This is a genomic window from Micromonospora sp. CA-244673 (assembly GCF_050948395.1).
Taxonomy (GTDB): Bacteria; Actinomycetota; Actinomycetes; order Mycobacteriales; family Micromonosporaceae; genus Micromonospora.
This window is the reverse complement of record NZ_CP192019.1, coordinates 5,303,662-5,321,956: the sequence shown is the minus strand read 5'-3', so window position 1 is coordinate 5,321,956 and position 18,295 is coordinate 5,303,662. Positions and strand designations below refer to the sequence as shown.

Annotated in this window: 13 protein-coding genes; 10 read left to right on the top strand and 3 right to left on the bottom strand. The window is 75.0% G+C overall.

Annotation, left to right across the window (positions count from 1 at the left end; all coding sequences use genetic code 11):
- Positions 1-106 precede the first annotated feature (106 nt).
- Genes trpC through trpA form a run of 3 tightly spaced genes read left to right on the top strand, consistent with a single transcriptional unit; the run spans position 107 to position 2,991 of the window.
- Entirely contained in the window at positions 107-910 is an 804-nt protein-coding gene (trpC, locus tag ACQP12_RS24225; RefSeq protein WP_192579804.1) for an indole-3-glycerol phosphate synthase TrpC, read from the top strand.
- 40 nt (positions 911-950) lie between these two features.
- Positions 951-2,183: a tryptophan synthase subunit beta gene (gene trpB, locus ACQP12_RS24220; RefSeq protein WP_433282282.1), complete on the top strand. Its 1,233-nt coding sequence runs from the start codon at positions 951-953 to the stop codon at positions 2,181-2,183.
- Positions 2,184-2,187: 4 nt separating this feature from the next.
- Positions 2,188-2,991, top strand: a complete 804-nt coding sequence (gene trpA, locus ACQP12_RS24215; protein ID WP_433282280.1) for a tryptophan synthase subunit alpha — start codon at positions 2,188-2,190, stop codon at positions 2,989-2,991.
- Between the two features lie 41 nt (positions 2,992-3,032).
- Here the strand turns inward: trpA and ACQP12_RS24210 are convergent, their stop codons facing one another.
- Complete coding sequence (locus ACQP12_RS24210) at positions 3,033-3,563, bottom strand: NUDIX hydrolase (RefSeq protein WP_357939998.1); 531 nt, start codon at positions 3,561-3,563, stop codon at positions 3,033-3,035.
- Between the two features lie 103 nt (positions 3,564-3,666).
- On the opposite strand from ACQP12_RS24210, the gene lgt reads away from it, so the two are divergent.
- Positions 3,667-4,842 (top strand): prolipoprotein diacylglyceryl transferase, encoded by a 1,176-nt coding sequence (lgt, locus tag ACQP12_RS24205; RefSeq protein ID WP_433282277.1) that lies wholly within the window; start codon positions 3,667-3,669, stop codon positions 4,840-4,842.
- 11 nt (positions 4,843-4,853) lie between these two features.
- Positions 4,854-6,041, top strand: a complete 1,188-nt coding sequence (locus ACQP12_RS24200) for an FAD-dependent oxidoreductase (protein ID WP_433282274.1) — start codon at positions 4,854-4,856, stop codon at positions 6,039-6,041.
- Positions 6,042-6,047: 6 nt separating this feature from the next.
- On the opposite strand, the gene ACQP12_RS24195 is transcribed toward ACQP12_RS24200, so the two are convergent.
- The gene (locus ACQP12_RS24195; RefSeq protein WP_433282272.1) at positions 6,048-6,893 is read right to left on the bottom strand and encodes a GNAT family N-acetyltransferase; all 846 of its coding nucleotides are present in this window, start codon (positions 6,891-6,893) and stop codon (positions 6,048-6,050) included.
- A 146-nt stretch (positions 6,894-7,039) separates the two neighbouring features.
- Here ACQP12_RS24195 and gltB point away from each other — a divergent pair, with 146 nt between their 5' ends.
- The 4 genes from gltB to ACQP12_RS24175 all read left to right on the top strand — a co-directional run bounded on the left by gltB (position 7,040) and on the right by ACQP12_RS24175 (position 15,654).
- Complete coding sequence (gene gltB, locus ACQP12_RS24190) at positions 7,040-11,734, top strand: glutamate synthase large subunit (RefSeq protein ID WP_433282270.1); 4,695 nt, start codon at positions 7,040-7,042, stop codon at positions 11,732-11,734.
- Complete coding sequence (locus ACQP12_RS24185; RefSeq protein ID WP_433282268.1) at positions 11,727-13,235, top strand: glutamate synthase subunit beta; 1,509 nt, start codon at positions 11,727-11,729, stop codon at positions 13,233-13,235. The genes gltB and ACQP12_RS24185 overlap by 8 nt, the downstream gene beginning before the upstream one ends.
- A gap of 203 nt (positions 13,236-13,438) precedes the next feature.
- Positions 13,439-15,052, top strand: a complete 1,614-nt coding sequence (locus tag ACQP12_RS24180; protein ID WP_433282266.1) for an MFS transporter — start codon at positions 13,439-13,441, stop codon at positions 15,050-15,052.
- An 89-nt stretch (positions 15,053-15,141) separates the two neighbouring features.
- A complete protein-coding gene (locus ACQP12_RS24175; RefSeq protein WP_433282264.1) occupies positions 15,142-15,654 on the top strand; it encodes a hypothetical protein in 513 nt (170 codons plus the stop codon).
- A gap of 49 nt (positions 15,655-15,703) precedes the next feature.
- Here the strand turns inward: ACQP12_RS24175 and ACQP12_RS24170 are convergent, their stop codons facing one another.
- On the bottom strand, positions 15,704-17,242 hold the full coding sequence (locus ACQP12_RS24170; RefSeq protein ID WP_433282261.1) for a M1 family metallopeptidase: 1,539 nt from the start codon (positions 17,240-17,242) through the stop codon (positions 15,704-15,706).
- A 200-nt stretch (positions 17,243-17,442) separates the two neighbouring features.
- Between ACQP12_RS24170 and ACQP12_RS24165 the strand changes: the two genes are divergently transcribed.
- Positions 17,443-18,228, top strand: a complete 786-nt coding sequence (locus ACQP12_RS24165; protein ID WP_433282259.1) for an SGNH/GDSL hydrolase family protein — start codon at positions 17,443-17,445, stop codon at positions 18,226-18,228.
- Positions 18,229-18,295 lie beyond the last annotated feature (67 nt).

Sequence of the window (18,295 nt, the reverse complement as noted above, 5' to 3'; positions counted from 1 at the left end):
CGCCCCCTAGCATCGGCCCATGACACCCGGAGAGGGGAGTCCGTTGGTGACTGCTGAGCATGCGCACGCGGAGGGGGACGAGGCCGGATCGGCGGCGTCCGCAAGCGTGCTCGACGAGATCCTGGCCGGCGTGCGTGAGGACGTGGCCCGGCGACAGGAGCAGGTTCCGCTGGAGCGGATCCGCGAGCTGGCCGCCGCCGCGCCGCCGCCGCTGGACGCGTACGCGGCGCTGCGCCGGCCCGGCGTGGCCGTGATCGCCGAGGTGAAGCGCTCGTCGCCGTCCAAGGGGCGGCTGGCCGAGATCGCCGACCCGGCCGACCTGGCCGGCGACTACGCCGCGGGTGGCGCCCGGGCGATCAGCGTGCTCACCGAGGGCCGCTGGTTCGGCGGGTCGCTGGACGACCTGGCCGCGGTCCGTGCCGCGGTCAACGTGCCGGTGCTGCGCAAGGACTTCGTGGTCTCCAGCTACCAGGTGCACGAGGCCCGCGCGCACGGCGCCGACCTGGTGCTGCTGATCGTCGCCGCGCTGGAGCAGAACGTCCTGGTCGGGCTGCTGGAGCGCATCGAGTCGCTGGGCATGTGCGCGCTCGTCGAGGTGCACAACGAGGAGGAGGCCGACCGCGCCATGGAGGCCGGCGCGCAGGTGATCGGCGTCAACGCCCGTGACCTGCGTACCCTTGAGGTCGACCGCTCGGTGTTCGAGCGGATCGCGCCCGGCCTGCCGAGCAGCGTCGTCAAGATCGCCGAGTCCGGCGTGCGCGGCCCGCACGACCTCATCCGGTACGCCTCGGCGGGCGCCGACGCGGTCCTGGTCGGCGAGGGCCTGGTCACCCAGAAGAGCCCTCGCGAGGCGGTCGCCGAGCTGGTCAACGCCGGCAACCACCCGGCCACGCCCCGCCCGGTGCGCTGACCCGCGCCGGGCCCAGAGACGCAGCGAGAGGACTCCCGCGATGAGCACTGACGCCGCGGCCCCGGCCGGCCAGCTCCCCGACGCCGCCGGCCACTTCGGCCGGTTCGGTGGCCGCTTCGTCCCCGAGGCCCTGGTCGCCGCCCTCGACGAGCTGGACGCGGCGTACCGGAAGGCGATGACCGACGAGAGCTTCCTCGCCCAGTTCGACGCCCTGCTGCGCGACTACGCCGGCACCCCCTCGCTGCTGTACGAGGCCCGGCGGCTCTCCGCGCAGATCGGCGCCCGGGTCCTGCTCAAGCGCGAGGACCTCAACCACACCGGCGCGCACAAGGTCCGCAACGTGCTCGGCCAGGCGCTGCTCACGAAGCGGATGGGCAAGCAGCGGGTGATCGCGGAGACCGGCGCCGGCCAGCACGGCGTGGCCACCGCCACCGCCGCCGCCCTGTTCGACCTCGAGTGCGTGGTCTACATGGGCGAGGTGGACACCGAGCGGCAGGCGCTCAACGTGGCCCGGATGCGGATGCTCGGCGCCACCGTCGTCCCCGTCACCACGGGCTCGCGCACGCTCAAGGACGCGATGAACGAGGCGATGCGGGACTGGGTCGCCAACGTCGACAGCACGCACTACCTGATCGGCACCGCCGCGGGCCCGCACCCGTTCCCCGAGATGGTCCGCGACTTCGTCCGCGGCATCGGCGTCGAGGCCCGCCAGCAGTGCCTCGACCTCACCGGCGCGCTGCCGGACGCCGTCGCGGCCTGCGTGGGCGGCGGCTCCAACGCGCTCGGCATCTTCCACGCCTTCGTGCCCGACACCGGCGTGCGCCTCTACGGCTTCGAGGCCGGCGGCGAGGGCGTGGCGACCGGCCGGCACGCGGCCAGCATCACCGGCGGCTCGGCGGGCGTGCTGCACGGCACCCGGACGTACGTGCTGCAGAACTCCGACGGCCAGACGATCGAGTCGCACTCGATCTCGGCCGGCCTGGACTACCCGGGCGTCGGGCCGGAGCACGCCTGGCTGCACGACAGCGGCCGGGCCACCTACCTGCCCGTCGACGACGACGAGGCGATGGCCGCCTTCGAGCTGCTCTGCCGCACCGAGGGCATCATCCCGGCGATCGAGAGCTCGCACGCGCTCGCCGGCGCCCGGAAGATCGCGCCGCAGCTCGCCGCCGAGCTGGGCCGGGAGCCGGTCATCGTGGTCAACCTCTCCGGCCGGGGCGACAAGGACGTGCACACCGCCGGCGCATACTTCGGCATCCTCGACAAGGAGTGAGAGCGTGAGCCGGATCGGGGTCGCCTTCGACAAGGCGCGGGCCGACGGGCGGGCGGTGCTGGTGGGCTGCATGCCGGCCGGCTTCCCGACCGTCGAGGGCAGCATCGCCGCGATGACCGCCATGGTCGAGGCCGGCGTCGACGTCATCGAGGTGGAGATCCCCTACTCCGACCCGGTGATGGACGGCCCGGTCATCCAGAAGGCCAGCGACATCGCCCTGGCCGGCGGCGTACGCACCGCCGACACGCTGCGCATCGTCGACGCGGTGGCCGCGACCGGCGCGCCGGTGGTCACGATGACCTACTGGAACCCGGTCGAGCAGTACGGCGTCGACGCGTTCGCCCGCGACCTGGCCGCGGCCGGGGGCACCGGCCTGATCACGCCGGACCTGATTCCCGAGGAGGCCGGCGAGTGGCTGGCCGCCTCCGAGGCGCACGGCGTGGACCGGACGTTCCTGGTCTCCCCGTCCTCCACCGACGCCCGGCTGAGGATGACCGCCGAGCACTGCCGCGGCTTCGTCTACGCCACCGCCATCATGGGCGTCACCGGGGCCCGGTCGCAGACCTCCGAGGCGGCCCCGGTCCTGGTCTCCCGGCTGCGTGAGGTCACCGACCTGCCGGTCGGCGTCGGGCTGGGCGTGGGCACCGGCGCCCAGGCCGCCACGGTGGCCGGATACGCCGACGCGGTGATCGTGGGCAGCGCGCTGGTCCGCTGCGTGCTCGACGCCCCCGACCAGGCGGCCGGCCTGGCCGCCCTGCGCACCCTGAGCGCCGAACTCGCCGAGGGCGTCCGCAACCCGGCCCGCTGACGGCCGGCCCGTCCGGGCCCCGAGCCACCGCCTCGGGTCGGTCAGCGCCGGGTGGTGCCCAGCTCGCCCCCGGACCGCTGCTCGGGTGGGGCCGCCGCCTCATTGGCCGGACCGGCGTCGCCCGGCGTCGTCTCCCGCAGGACGCCGGAGCGGCCGGCCAGGGCGTCGGCGACGGCCGCGCGGGTGGTCGGGGTGAGCGCCCCGGGCAGCGCGTCCGGCGGGTGCCAGTCCAGGTGGCAGCCGCCCGCCGGGGCGCCGGCCGGCGTGGCGGCGAGCGTCCGGGCCCGGAACACGTGCACCAGCACGTCGGGCAGGGCGCCGCAGTGGCCCGCAGCAGGCGGGGGAGCGGCGGGGTCGCCGAGCCGGTAGAGGCCGACCAGGTCGACCAGCTCGACCTCCCAGCCGGTCTCGGCGCGGATCTCCCGGCGCGCGGCGGCCGGCGGGCTCTCGTCGCGGCGCAGCCGCCCGCCGGGCAGGGCCCACCGCCGGCCGCCCCCGGACTGCCGGCAGAGCAGCACCCGGCCGGAGGGGTCGGTGACGACCGCGGCGACCGCCCAGGTGAGCGCGCTCATGGACAAAGAGCCTACGGCCGCGCAAACCAGAAGTCATTCGACCCGCGAACCCGGCCGGACCGGGGTGCCGCGAGTACGGTCCGCACCGGTACCGTGTGCACCCGTGACCCTCGCCCCGATGACCCCACTGGCGGCCCTGCCCAGCCCCGGCACCGCCGTCTGGCAGCTCGGACCGGTTCCGATCCGGGCGTACGCGCTCTGCATCATCGTCGGCATCGTGGTGGCCTGCGTGGTCACCGAGTACCGGCTGCGTCGCCGCGGCGTCGCCCCGGGCGCCGTGCTCGACATCGCCGTCTGGGCGGTGCCCGCGGGCATCATCGGCGCCCGGATCTACCACGTGATCACCTCGCCCGAGAAATACTTCGGCGCCGACGGCCAGCCGCTCAAGGCGTTCGCCATCTGGGAGGGCGGCCTCGGCATCTGGGGCGCGGTCGCCGGTGGCGCGGTCGGCGCCTGGTTCGCCGCCCGACAGCTGGGCATCCCGTTCGCCGTGGTGGCCGACGCGCTGGCGCCGGGGCTGCCGCTGGCCCAGGCGATCGGCCGCTTCGGCAACTGGTTCAACAACGAGCTCTACGGCGGGCGCACCAGCCTCCCGTGGGGTCTCGAGGTCCACGTGATGGACCCGGACAACCCGGGGCACGCGCTGCGCGACGACGCCGGCAACCCGGTCCTCCAGCCGGGGCTCTACCACCCGACCTTCCTCTACGAGGCGCTCTGGAACATCGGCGTCGCCGCGCTGGTCGTGATCCTCGACCGGAAGCTGCGGCTGGGCCGGGGCCGGGCCTTCGCCCTCTACGTGATGGGCTACACGGCGGGCCGGTTCTGGATCGAGCTGATGCGCACCGACGAGGCCAACCACATCCTCGGCCTGCGGCTCAACGTGTGGACCGCGGCGCTGGTCTTCCTCGGCGCGCTGGTGTATTTCGTGCGGGTGCGCGGGCCGCGCCAGTACCTGATCCCGGTCGCCGGGCCGGCAGCCCCGGTCCCGCCCGCGGGCGGCGACGTCTCCCAGGTCGACCTCTCGGCGCGGGAGGCCGGGGCGCGGCCGGTCGCGCCGGAGGGCTACCGGGTGGTGACCGAGGAGCAGTTCCGCACGTACCGGGAGACCGGCGAGGTCCCCACCGAGGAGCCGGCGGCCACCGACGAGGCCGACCGCGACGGGGTCGCGGGCGACGCGGAGCGCGAGCCGGCGGGCGCGCGGCCCGACCCGGACGAGGAGCGGGCCGACGAGGACCGGGCCGGCGCCGGCGGCGCCCGCCCCGCCGACCGGGACAGCTGAGCGGGGGAGTCATGCGGAGCGCGGTGGTGGTCGGCGCCGGCCTCGGCGGGCTGGCGACGGCCGGAGCGCTGGCCCGGTCCGGCTGGCGGGTCACCCTTCTCGAACGGGCCGACCGGGTCCGTCCGGAGACGACCGCCGTGGTGCTCTGGCCCAACGGGGTACGCGCGCTGCGCGCCCTCGGCCTCGGCGCCGGGCTGGACGCGATCGCCACCCCGCTGCCCGACGGCGGCGTGCGCCGCCCCGACGGGCACTGGCTGGTGCAGCCCCGCCCCACACCGGCCGAGCGGATGCCGGTGGTGGTGCACCGGGAGGACCTGCACGACGCGCTGATCGCCGGCCTCGGCGACCAGGTGGAGCTGCGCACCGGGGTGAGCGTGCGGACGGTGCGGGCGGCGCCCGGCGAGCGTCCCGCGGTCGGCGACGGCCGGCACACCGTCGAGGCGGACCTGGTGGTCGCGGCCGACGGCACCGACAGCGAGATCCGCCGGCAGCTCGCACCGGAGACGGGCGTCGTGAGCTCCGGCTGCGCCGCGTGGCGGGCCGTCATCCCCTGGTACCGGGCCCCGCAACTTCCCGACGACCAGCCGGTGCACGGCGAGACGCTGGGCGCCGGCTACCGCTTCGTGGCCGCCTCGCTCGGCGACCGGGGCACCGCGGGCGCGTCCCGCCGGGGCGGCATCTACTGGGTGGCCACCGCCGCCGGGGCGCCCCGCCCCGAGCCGCCGGAGACCCAGCTCGCCCTGCTCAAGCGCTGGTACGCGGGCTGGCCCGCGCCGATCGCCACGCTGCTCGACGCGACCGACCCGGCGGACCTGGTGCAGCAGGAGATCCGGGAGCTGCGCCCGCTGCCCCGGGCGTACGGGTTCCCGGCCGGGCCGGGCGGCGTGGTGCTGCTCGGCGACGCGGCGCACGCCATGCCGCCGCACCTCGGGCAGGGCGCCTGCCTCGCCTTCGAGGACGCGGCCACCCTGTCGGCGCTGCTGCGCGAGTCCCGGCTCCCCGACGCGGTGGCCGGCTACGACCGGCTGCGGCGACCCCGCGCCGCCACCATGGTGCGGCAGACCCGCCGGATGTCGGCGGTGCTCCAGACCCGGGGCCGGCTGGCGCTGCGCGCCCGCGACGCCGCGCTGGGCACGATCAGCCCGCGGCTGCGCAACACGGCGGCGACCGCCGCCGCCTCCTGGCACCCGCCGGCCTGACCAGGGTCAGCCGATCACGGCGGTCGGCTCGGCGATGCAGGCCGTGCCGACGCGGCGGAAGCCGACCCGCAGGTAGACCCGGGCGATCTCCTCGCTGCCGGCGGAGAGGAAGACCAGGTCGGTGCCGGCGGCGCGCAGCCGGTGGGCCAGGGTGGCGGTCACGGCCGCGCCCAGGCCACGCCGGCGGGCCGCCGGCAGCGTGGCCACGCCGGCGATCTCCGCCACGTCGCCGACCCGCATGGCCATCCCGCTGGCCAGCGGCCCGTCGTCCGGGGTTGCGGCGAGCACCGAGATGCGCCGGCCGTCGACGATGCGGACCGCCTCCTCGTCGAGGGCGGCCACGTCCAGCCGGGAGACCGCGGCGTCCCGCTCGGCCGGGCCGGCCTCGCCGCGCGCGGTGCCGCCGTGCGAGAAGCCCACCGCGGCGACGGCCCGGCGCAGCGCCACGTCCGCCGCGAAGCCCGGCTCGGCCGGGTCGAGCACCCGCACCGGTACGTCGCTGAGCGTCGCCGGGTCGGGCAGGCGGTCGGGATCCAGCACCATGAGCGGCGCCTCCAGCACGCTGAGCCCGGCCGAGCGGGCCACCGCCAGCAGGTCCGGCGTGACCTCGTGCACCCACTCGAACGCCTCCGGCAGGCCCAGTTCCCGCTGCCGGGCCCGGACGGCGGTCACGTCGGCGAGCGCGGGCGGCGCGGTGGCGTCCGGCCGGGGGCGGGCGTAGAACGGCCAACCGGTGCCGTCCCGGACGAACAGCACGAGGGCGCCGTGTTCCTCCGTCCGGGCCCCGTCCCGGGGCACGGCGTCGTAGAAACGCTCCAACCGGTCGAGCACGTCAGTGCGTACGACATCCACCGCGCGAGACTACATGTCCCAGATGCTGGAAGTGTGATCAATCTGAACTGGCCTTGCGCCGGACGCCCTAACGTAGACTCAATAAAACCCCCGAGGGCCGACGTCGTCCCCACCATGTTCCAACCTGAGTGACGACAGGAGGCCCGGTGGCCTTTCCGTACCCTCTCAGCCCCCAGCCGGCCCCGCGGACCACGGGGCTCTACGACCCCGCGCACGAGCACGACGCCTGTGGTGTGGCCTTCGTGGCCGACCTGCACGGCCGCCGCTCGCACGGGGTCGTCGCGAACGGTCTCGGGGCGCTCTGCCGGCTGGACCACCGGGGCGCCCGGGGCGCGGAGCACAACACCGGTGACGGCGCGGGCATCATGATCCAGGTGCCGGACGCGTTCCTGCGTGCGGTCGTCGACTTCCCGCTGCCGCCCGCCGGCCAGTACGCCACCGGCCTGGTCTTCCTGCCCGACGACGACGTGGCCGAGGCCCGGGCCCGCCAGGTGGTGGAGAAGTACGCGCTGGTCGAGGGCGCCGACATCCTGGGCTGGCGGGACGTGCCCACCGACCCGTCCGGCCTCGGCGAGACCGCCCTCGCGGCGATGCCCCGGGTCCGGCAGCTCTTCCTGGCCGCGCACCGGCTCACCGACGCGCCCGCCGGCCCGGCCGGCTCCCCGCTGACCGGCCTCGACCTGGACCGGGTGGCGTTCTGCCTGCGCAAGCAGGTCGAGCGGGAGACCGCCGAGCGGGGCGTGCCGGCCTACTTCCCGTCGCTGTCCGGGCGGACCATGGTGTGGAAGGGGATGCTCACCCCGGACCAGCTCCCGGCGTTCTACCCGGAGCTGACCGACGAGCGGGTCATCAGCGCGATCGCGCTGGTGCACTCGCGGTTCTCCACCAACACGTTCCCGTCCTGGCCGCTGGCCCACCCGTACCGGTTCATCGCGCACAACGGCGAGATCAACACGATCCGTGGCAACCGGAACTGGATGCAGGCGCGCGAGGCGCTGCTGCGCAGCCCGGACCTGCCCGGCAACATCCGCCGGATCTTCCCGGTCTGCACCCCGGCGGCCTCCGACTCGGCCAACTTCGACGAGGTCCTCGAACTGCTGCACCTGGCCGGGCGCAGCCTGCCGCACGCGGTGCTCATGATGATCCCCGAGGCCTGGGAGAACGACCCGGAGATGCGCGCCGACAAGCGCGCCTTCTACCGGTTCCACGCCAGCCTCATGGAGCCGTGGGACGGCCCGGCCTCGGTGGCCTTCACCGACGGCGAGATCGTCGGCGCGGTGCTGGACCGCAACGGGCTGCGCCCGGGCCGCTGGTGGCGGACCGCCGACGGCCTGGTGGTGCTGGGCAGCGAGGCGGGCGTGCTCGACCTCGACCCGGCCACCGTGGTCGCCAAGGGCCGGCTCCAGCCCGGCCGGATGTTCCTGGTCGACACGGTCAACGGCCGGATCGTGCAGGACGACGAGATCAAGACCGAGCTGGCCGCCGCCCGCCCGTACGGGGAGTGGCTGCACGCCGGCATCATCGAGCTGGACGAGCTGCCCCCGCGCGAGCACATCGTCTACACCCACGACTCGGTACGCCGCCGGCAGCAGACCTTCGGCTACACCGAGGAGGAGCTCAAGATCCTGCTCGCCCCGATGGCCCGCAACGGCGCGGAGCCGATCGGCTCGATGGGCACGGACACCCCGATCGCGCCGCTGTCCACCCGGCCGCGGCTGCTCTACGACTACTTCCACCAGCTCTTCGCCCAGGTCACCAACCCGCCGCTGGACGCCATCCGGGAGGAGCTGGTGACCAGCCTGGCGTCCACCATCGGCCCGGAGGGCAACCTGCTCGACCCGGGCCCGGCGAGCTGCCGGCAGATCGTGCTGCCGTACCCGGTGATCGACAACGACGAGCTGGCCAAGATCCTCTCCATCGACGAGGACGGCGACCTGCCCGGCTTCAAGGCGGTCCGGGTCTCCGGGCTGTACCGGATCCGCGACGGCGGCGCCGGCATCAAGGCCCGGCTCACCGAGATCTGCCGGCACGTCTCCGAGGCCATCGAGGACGGCGTACGCATCCTGGTGCTCTCCGACCGGGACTCCAACGCCGACCTGGCTCCGATCCCGTCGCTGCTGCTCACCGCCGCGGTGCACCAGCACCTCGTGCGGGAGCAGACCCGCACCCAGGTGGCGCTGATCGTCGAGTCGGGCGACTGCCGGGAGGTGCACCACGCGGCCGTGCTGATCGGCTACGGCGCGGCGGCGGTCAACCCGTACCTGGCCTTCGAGTCGGTCGAGGACATGATCTCCACGGGCGCGCTCGTCGGCACGGAACCGGGCACGGCCATCCGCAACTACGTCAAGGCGCTCGGCAAGGGCGTCCTGAAGATCATGTCGAAGATGGGCATCTCGACGGTCTCGTCGTACTGCGGGGCGCAGGTCTTCGAGGCGGTCGGCCTGGACACCCGGCTGGTCCAGCGCTATTTCCGGGGCACCCCGAGCACGATCAGCGGCATCGGGCTCGCCGAGATCCACGCCGAGGTGGCCGCCCGGCACGCGCTGGCCTGGCCGCCCGCGGGCGCCCGGGCGAGCGACCGGCTGGACGTCGGCGGCGAGTACCAGTGGCGCCGCGAGGGTGAGCTGCACCTGTTCAACCCGGAGACCGTCTTCCTGCTCCAGCACGCCACCCGCAGCCGCCAGTACGACGTCTTCCGGCAGTACACCGCCAAGGTGGACGAGCTGGCCGCCCAGGCGGGCTCACTTCGCGGGCTGTTCACCCTGCGTACCGGGGCGCGCCCGCCGGTGCCGCTGGAGGAGGTGGAGCCGGCCGGCGAGATCGTCAAGCGGTTCGCCACCGGCGCCATGTCGTACGGGTCGATCTCGGCGGAGGCGCACGAGACCCTGGCCGTCGCCATGAACCGTCTCGGCGGCAAGTCGAACACCGGCGAGGGCGGCGAGGACGTCGAGCGGCTGCACGACCCGCGGCGCCGCTCGGCGGTCAAGCAGATCGCCAGCGGCCGGTTCGGCGTCACGAGCGAATACCTCGTCAACGCCGACGACCTCCAGATCAAGATGGCCCAGGGCGCGAAGCCCGGCGAGGGCGGCCAACTGCCCGGCAACAAGGTCTGGCCGTGGATCGCGCGCACCCGGCACGCCACCCCGGGCGTCGGCCTGATCTCGCCGCCGCCGCACCACGACATCTACTCCATCGAGGACCTGGCCCAGCTCGTCCACGACCTGAAGTGCGTCAACCCGGCCGCCCGGGTGCACGTGAAGCTGGTCAGCGAGGTCGGGGTGGGCACCGTGGCGGCCGGCGTGGCCAAGCTCAAGGCCGACGTCATCCTGATCTCCGGTCACGACGGCGGCACCGGCGCCTCCCCGCTCAACTCGCTCAAGCACGCCGGCACCCCCTGGGAGCTGGGCCTGGCCGAGGCGCAGCAGACGCTGCTGCTCAACAAGCTCCGCGACCGGGTCACCGTGCAGGTCGACGGCCAGCTCAAGACCGGCCGGGACGTGCTGGTCGCGGCGCTGCTGGGCGCCGAGGAGTTCGGCTTCGCCACCGCCCCGCTGATCGTCGAGGGCTGCGTGATGATGCGGGTCTGCCACCTGGACACCTGCCCGGTCGGCATCGCCACCCAGAACCCGGTGCTGCGCGAGCGCTTCACCGGCCGGCCCGAGTTCGTGGAGAACTTCTTCCTCTTCCTCGCCGAGGAGGTCCGCGGCTACCTGGCCGAGCTGGGCTTCCGCAGCGTCGCCGAGGCGATCGGGCACACCGAGCTGCTCGACGTCACCGGCGCGATCGACCACTGGAAGGGCCACGGGCTCGACCTCAGCCGGGTGCTGCACCTGCCCGAGCTGCCCGAGGGCGCGGCCCGGCGCGGGATCCGGGCCCAGGACCACGGCCTGGAGCTGGCGCTGGACAACCAGCTCATCGCCCTGGCCGAGCCGGCGCTGCGCGACGGCACCCCGGTCCGGGTCGAGGTGGCCGTGCGCAACGAGCACCGCAGCGTGGGCGCGATGCTCGGCGGCGAGGTGACGCGCCGCTTCGGTGGCGCCGGGCTGCCCGACGACACCGTCGAGTTCCTGCTGCGCGGCACCGCCGGCCAGTCGTTCGGCGCGTTCCTGCCGCGCGGGGTCACCCTGCGGCTGCACGGCGACGCCAACGACTACGTCGGCAAGGGCCTCTCCGGCGGGCGGCTCGTCGTCCGCCCGGACGCCGCCGCGCCGTTCGCCGGCGCGGACGCCGACCCCGGCGGGCGCGCCGAGGACCAGATCATCGCCGGCAACACGATCCTCTACGGCGCCACCGGCGGCGAGGTCTTCCTGCGCGGCCGGGTCGGCGAGCGGTTCGCGGTGCGCAACTCCGGCGCGGTGGCCGTCGTCGAGGGCGTCGGCGACCACGGCTGCGAGTACATGACCGGCGGCACGGTGGTGGTGCTCGGGCCGACCGGGCGCAACTTCGCCGCCGGCATGTCCGGCGGCACGGCCTTCGTGCACGGGCTCGACCGGCGCCTGGTCAACGCCGAGCTGGTCGACCTGTCGCCGCTGGGCGAGGACGAGCGGGAGCGGCTGCACGATCTGGTCCAGCGGCACTTCGCCGAGACCGACTCGGCGGTCGCCGAGGAGCTGCTGAAGCGCTGGCCGGAGGCGGTGGAGGAGTTCACCGCCGTGGTGCCCCGGGACTACCGCCGGGTGCTGGAGATCATGCGGGCCGCCGAAGCCGCCGGCCACGACGTCGACGACGCGGTGATGAGCGCACTGGCGGCGACAGCCGCCGCAGGGGCGCCGCCGGCGGCCTCCGCCGCGTCCCTGCCGCCCGCGACCCGGGCGGTCGCCCAGGAGGTGGCTCGTGCCTGACCCGAACGGTTTCCTGCGCTACGACCGGCGGCTGCCCGCCCGCCGCCCGGTCCCGGTGCGGATCATGGACTGGCGCGAGGTCTACCCGCCGGCCGGCGAGGAGTTGATCCGCGAGCAGGCCACCCGGTGCATGGACTGCGGCATCCCGTTCTGCCACGATGGCTGCCCGCTCGGCAACCGCATCCCGGACTGGAACGACCTGGTCCGCACCGGTGGCTGGGACGCCGCGGTGGAGTCGCTGCACGCCACCAACAACTTCCCCGAGTTCACCGGCCGGCTCTGCCCGGCGCCCTGTGAGGCGGCCTGCGTGCTCGGCCTGGGCGGCCAGCAGCCGGTCACCATCAAGCAGGTCGAGGTGGAGATCGCCGACGCCGCGGTGGCCCGCGGTGGGCTGCGCCCGCAGCCCGTGCCGGCCCCGACCGGGAAGTCGGTCGCCGTGGTCGGGTCCGGCCCCGCCGGGCTCGCCGCCGCGCAGCAGCTCGCCCGCTCCGGTCACGCCGTCACGGTGTACGAGCGGGACGACGCGCTCGGCGGCCTGCTCCGCTACGGCATCCCCGACTTCAAGCTGGAGAAGCGGCACGTCGACCGGCGGCTGGCCCAGCTCGCCGCCGAGGGGGTGCGCTTCCGCACCGGGGTGGACGTCGGCGTCGACGTCACCGCCGAGCAGTTGCGCGCCGAGCACGACGCCGTGCTGCTGGCCTGCGGGGCGCTCCAGGGCCGGGACACCCCGGAGACGCCGGGGCGGGCGCTGCGCGGCGTACACCAGGCCATGACGCACCTGGTGGCCGCGAACCGGGTGGTGGCCGCGGCGGGTGACGGACGGCCCGCCCTGGCCACGCTCCCGGACGGTACGCCGATCGACGCGGCCGGCAGGCACGTGGTGATCATCGGTGGTGGCGACACGGCGGCCGACTGCCTGGGCGTGGCCCACCGGCAGGGCGCGGCCGGCGTGCACCAGCTCGACCTCTACCCGGAGCCGCCGGCCGACCGGGACGCCGCGCGCGACCCGTGGCCCACCTGGCCGTGGGTGCTGCGCAGCTACCCGGCGCACGAGGAGGGCGGCGAGCGGGTCTTCGCCGTGGCGGTGCAGGAGTTCGTCGACGACGGCACCGGCCAGGTCCGCGCGGTCCGGGTCGCCGAGGTGACCGTCGAGAAGGTGGACGGCCGGCGGATCGTCACGGCGCTGCCCGGCTCGGAGCGGGAGATCCCGGCCGACCTGGTGCTGCTCGCCATCGGTTTCGAGGGCACCGAGGAGCAGCCGCTGCTCGGCCAGCTCGGGGTGGCCCGCAACGGCCGGGGCGCGGTCGACGCCCGCCCCGACTGGCAGACCGACGCCGACGGCGTGTTCGTCGCCGGGGACATGCACCGGGGCGCCTCGCTGATCGTCTGGGCCATCGCCGAGGGCCGGGCCGCCGCCGCGGCCATCCACGCCTACCTGGGCGGGCCCGGCACGCTGCCCGCGCCGGTCGACCCGGCCCGGCAGCCGCTCGCCGCCCGCTGACCCGGCGCGTCACCGGCACCCCGGTCCGGGCCGGACCGGGGTGCCGTGGCGTCCGGCTCCGGTTCGTGCCCGGCCGCCCGATCTCCCTGGTGAACCGTCTCACCAACTGTCGTCGGGAGGTTTGAGCGCGGCCAGACTTGTTCGCTGGCCGGACCCGCGGGGGTCCGGCTTCGTCGTGTCACCGTCTGGACGGGGAAATACTCATGGCCCTCGGCGCCACGTTCGCCGCGCTGCGCCACCGCAACTACCGGATCTGGGCTGCCGCCGGATTCGTGTCGGTCATCGGGACCTGGATGCAGGTCCTCGGCGTCAACTGGTACGTGCTGGCGAAGACCGGGTCGGCCACCTCGATGGGGTTCACCGTCCTGCTCCAGGCGCTGCCCACCCTGGTGCTGAGCGTCTGGGGCGGCGCGCTGGCCGACCGGCTGCCCGCCAAGCCGCTGCTGATCGGCGCCCAGGGCGCGCACGCGCTGCTCGCCGCCGGGCTGGCCGTGGTGGCCGTCACCGGCGTCGGCGGCCTCCCGGCGATCTTCGCGATCTCGCTGGCCACCGGCGCGGTGTCGGCCATCGAGGGGCCGGTGATGGGCCGCTGGGCCTCCAGCCTCGTGGACCGGGAGAGCCTCGGCAACGCCCTGGCGCTCGGCTCGCTCACCAACTCCGCCGGCCGGATCCTCGGCATGAGCCTCGGCGCCGTCGTGGTCGCCGCCGTCGGCCCGGCGCTGCTCTTCGCCGCGAACTCGGTCAGCTTCGTCGCGGTCGTCGTGGCGCTGTTCGCCGTACGCGAGGGGGAGCGGCACGCCGGTCAGCCGGCGGCGGCCGACGCGGCCCCGGCCGACGGGGGCATCCGGGCGGGGTTCCGCTACCTGCTCCGCCAGCCGGTGGTGCTGGTGGCCCTGGCGCTGTCCTTCGTGCTCGGCAGCCTGGGCCGCAACTACCAGGTCACCATGGCCGCGATGAGCGACGGGCCGCTGCACGGCGGCGCGTCCGGCTACGGCCTGCTGTCCACCGTCTTCGCCGTCGGCACGGTGCTCGGCGCCCTGTTCGCGGCGCGCCGCGCCGAGCTCGGCTACGCGGTGCTGGTCGGGGCCGGCCTGCTCGCCAGCGGGCTGCAGATCGTCGCCGGGCTGGCCCCGGGCACGCTGAGCTTCGCCGCCGTGATCCTGCCGGTGGCCGCCGCCGCGGTGGTCATCGACACCACGGTCGGCGCCCGGGCCCAGCTCGACACCGACTACGCCATGCGCGGCCGGGTGCTGGCCGCCCTGGCCGTCACCGGCTCGGTCTCCGCCGCCGTGGGCGCGCCGCTGCTCGGCTGGCTCAGCGAGCACGCCGGCCCCCGGCAGACCCTGGTGCTGGCCGGCATGATCACCGCCGTCGCCACCGCGGCGGCCGGGGTGGCCCTGGACCGGCTCCGCGAGCGCCGGCTGGCGCACCGGCTCACCCGGGTGCTGGCCGCGCCCGCCGCCCGCCCGGCCCGCCGGGTCGCCGCCACCGCCGCCCGCGTGGTCCGCCCGGCCGGTGCGGGGCTCGCCGCCGCCACCGCCGCTACCGCCCGGGTCGTCCGCCCGGCCGGTGCGGGGCTCGCCGCCCTCCCCGCCGTGGCGGCGCCGCGGCCGACGGTGCTGGCCGGCGCCTCCCCGGTCGCGCTTCCCGGCGCCACGGCCGCGGCGCGTCCGGGCGCCGGCCGGCTCCGGTCGAGCCGGGCCGCCCGCGCGGCCCAGGACTGCGCGGCCTGCGCGCCCCACCGGGGCCGGCGCCGCTCCCGCTGGAGCGCCCTGCGGTCGCCGTACGCGCACCGCGACGGCTGCCCCGCCGCCTGACCCGGGTCGCCCGGCCCGGTGAGCGAGGTCATGCCGCCACCGGGCCGCGCGGGACCCGGCGGCGCGAAGATCGTCACTACGCTGCCGGTATGGACGTCGAGGTACGCCTGCGGCGAATCCGCCGGTGGCTCTGGGTCGTGGTGGTGGGTCTGTTCCTCAGCGGGGTGACCGCGTTCCCGCTGGAGCTGGAGGTGCGCTGGCTGCTCCGGGCGCTGGACCCGCTCGCCGGCCAGTTCCCGGCGCTGGTGGGCTGGATCGAGCGGGTCCACACCGGCCTGGTCGAGACCGGCGAGCGCTACCCGTTCATGCTCTACGGCACCGACTGGCTCGCCTTCGCGCACCTGGTGCTCGCGGTGGCGTTCTGGGGGCCGCTGCGCGACCCGGTGCGCAACGTCTGGGTGGTGCAGGTCGGCATGATCGCCTGCGCCGGGATCGTGCCGCTCGCGCTGATCTGTGGGCCGGTGCGGGACATCCCCTGGTTCTGGACGCTTGTCGACCTCTCCTTCGCGGTCGGCGCGTTCCCGCCGCTCTGGTTCACCTACCGGCACATCCGGGCGATCGAGGCGGCGGCACCGGCCAGGGCCGCGCCCGTGCCGGCCTGACCGGCGGGGGACCGCCCCCCGGAACGGAGCGGGCCCCCGCCGGCGTCGCTCAGTGCTTGAGCAGCCGGTGGGCCTCCCGGATCTTCGCCCACGACTTCGGCTGCGCCGGTGCGGCGAGCGCGCCGCGTGCGGCGGCGGCCGGCGCGGGGCGCCCGGCGGTGAACAGCCAGGTCGTGAAGACGGTGTCGAGGTCCTGGCCGGAGATCCGCTCGGCGAGCGCCTGGAACTGGGCGATGGTGCCGTTGCCGTAGCGGTGCTCGGCGGTCCAGGCCGGCAGGATCCGGAAGAACGCCGCGTCGCCGACGGCCAGCCGGAGCTGGTGCAGGGCCATGGCGCCGCGGTCGTAGACGGCGTCGGCGAAGATGTCGCCGGCTCCCGGGTCACCGGGAAGGACCTGCCAGAACTCCGAGTCGGCCGGGTAGGTGGCGTAGGTGAAGTCGAAGAGCTCCTGGGCGGTGCCCTCGCCCTGCTCCTCCGACCAGAGCCACTCGGCGTACGAGGCGAAGCCCTCGTTCAGCCAGATGTTGCGCCAGTCCGCGACCGCGACCGAGTCGCCGAACCACTGGTGGGCGTTCTCGTGCACCACCACGGACGTGTTGGCGCCGCGCCGCCAGAAGCTGGGGCCGTAGACGGGTCGGCTCTGTGTCTCCAGGGCGAAGCCGATGCCGTCGACCGGGCCGGCCACGCCGCCCTGCGCCTCGAACGGGTACGGCCCGAACACGCCGCTCTCCCAGTCGACGATCTCGGCGGTGCGTTCGATGCTGGCCCGGGCGGCCGGCCCGCGCTCGCCCAGCGTGGTGCTGTACGCGTTGACCACCGGCTGCCCGTTCGGCGCGGTGTCGGTGACGATGTCGTACTGCCCGATGGCCAGGAACGCCTGGTAGGTGGCGCCCGGCTTGACGCTGCGCCAGCTCCACCGGGTGCGGTTGCCGGCCTCGGGCAGCGGGTCGCGTGGCTGCACGCCGTTGCTGATCACCTCGACGCCGGTCGGCACCGAGACGGAGATGTCCCAGGTGGCCTTGTCCTTGGGGTGGTCGTTGCTGGGGAACCACCACCAGGCCGACTCGGGCTCGTTGACGGCGAGGGCCCCGTCGGCGACCCGGGTCCAGCCCGTGTAGCCCTGGACCAGCGTCTCGGACGGGATGCCGGCGTATTTCACCACGACGGTGAGCTGCTGTCCCTTGAGGATCGGCCGGGGCGCGGTGACCACCAGCTCGTGGACGCCCTCCCGGGCGAAGCCGGCCGACCAGCCGTTGACCCGGACCGACTCGACGCCCAGGAGGAAGTCGAGGTTGAACCGGGACAGGTCCTGGGTGGCGGTGGCCAGGATCGTGGTGGTGCCGCTGAGCCGGTCGGTGGCCGGTTCGTAGCGCAGCCGGATGTCGTAGTGGCCGACGTCGTAGCCGCCGTTGCCGTAGTCGGGGAAGTAGCTGTCGCCCAGCCCGGGGCTGCCCGGGGTCGGGGTGGCCGCCGCGGGCTTCGGCCGGCCCCAGCCCGGTAGGGCGGCCTGGCCGGGGGTGCCGGTCACGACGGTGCCGGCGGTGGTGACGGTCAGGGCGGCGATGGCCGCCGTGAGAGCGCGTCGCACGGGTGGGCTCCCTCCATCAGGGTGTACGCACCGCCAACCTAATCGACGGTTGTGAACGCGTCTGCCCTCGAAGGCGTGCGAGCGCTATTCAATTTATGGCAATGTTTCGATAGCATTACCGACTAGTAACAAGCACCGACTCCCCTGGCCACGCGCGCGGTCAACGGGCTCCACCACCCCTGTCCCGTGGAGGTCCTGTCATGTCCCGTCGCGTCCGCACCGCCCTGGCCGCCCTGCTCGCGGCCGTCCTCGGCGCCGTGCTCGTCCCCGGTGTCGCCCGGGCGGCCACCGTCAACTACGTCGCCCTCGGCGACTCCTACTCCTCCGGTGTCGGGGCCGGCCCCTACGACCTGTCCACCTGCCTGCGCAGCCAGAAGTCGTACGCCCCGCTGTGGGCCGCCGCGCACGCGGTCACCAGCTTCAAGTTCCCGGCCTGCGGCGGCGCGGTCACCGCCGACGTCATCGGCAGCCAGGTGAACTCGCTGAGCACCGCCACCACCCTGGTCACCGTCACCATCGGCGGCAACGACGCCGGCTTCGCCGACGTCATCACCAGCTGCCGCTTCGGCAGCACGTCGAGCTGCGAGAACGCCGTCAACGACAGCCGGGCCTTCGCCACCACCACCCTGCCCGGCCGGCTCGACAGCACGTACGCCGCCATCCGGAACCGGGCGCCCAACGCCCGGCTCGTGGTGCTCGGCTACCCGCGGCTGTTCGAGACGGGCTGGTGCGGCCTGCTGGCCATGAGCACCTACAAGCGGACCATCCTCAACAACGCCGCCGACCTGCTCGCCACGGTGATCGCCGACCGGGCCCGGGCGGCCGGTGCCACCTTCGTCGACGCCCGGCCGTTCTTCGCCGGCCACGGCGTCTGCGCCTCTGACCCGTGGATCAACGACGTGAGCGGGCTCATCGAGGCCTACCACCCGGACGCCGACGGCTACCGGTACGGCTACCTGGCCGCGCTGACCGCCGCCATCGGCTGACCCGACGCGACGGCGGCCGGCGGTCCGTCACGGACCGCCGGCCGCCCCCGGTGTGCGGGATGGTGTC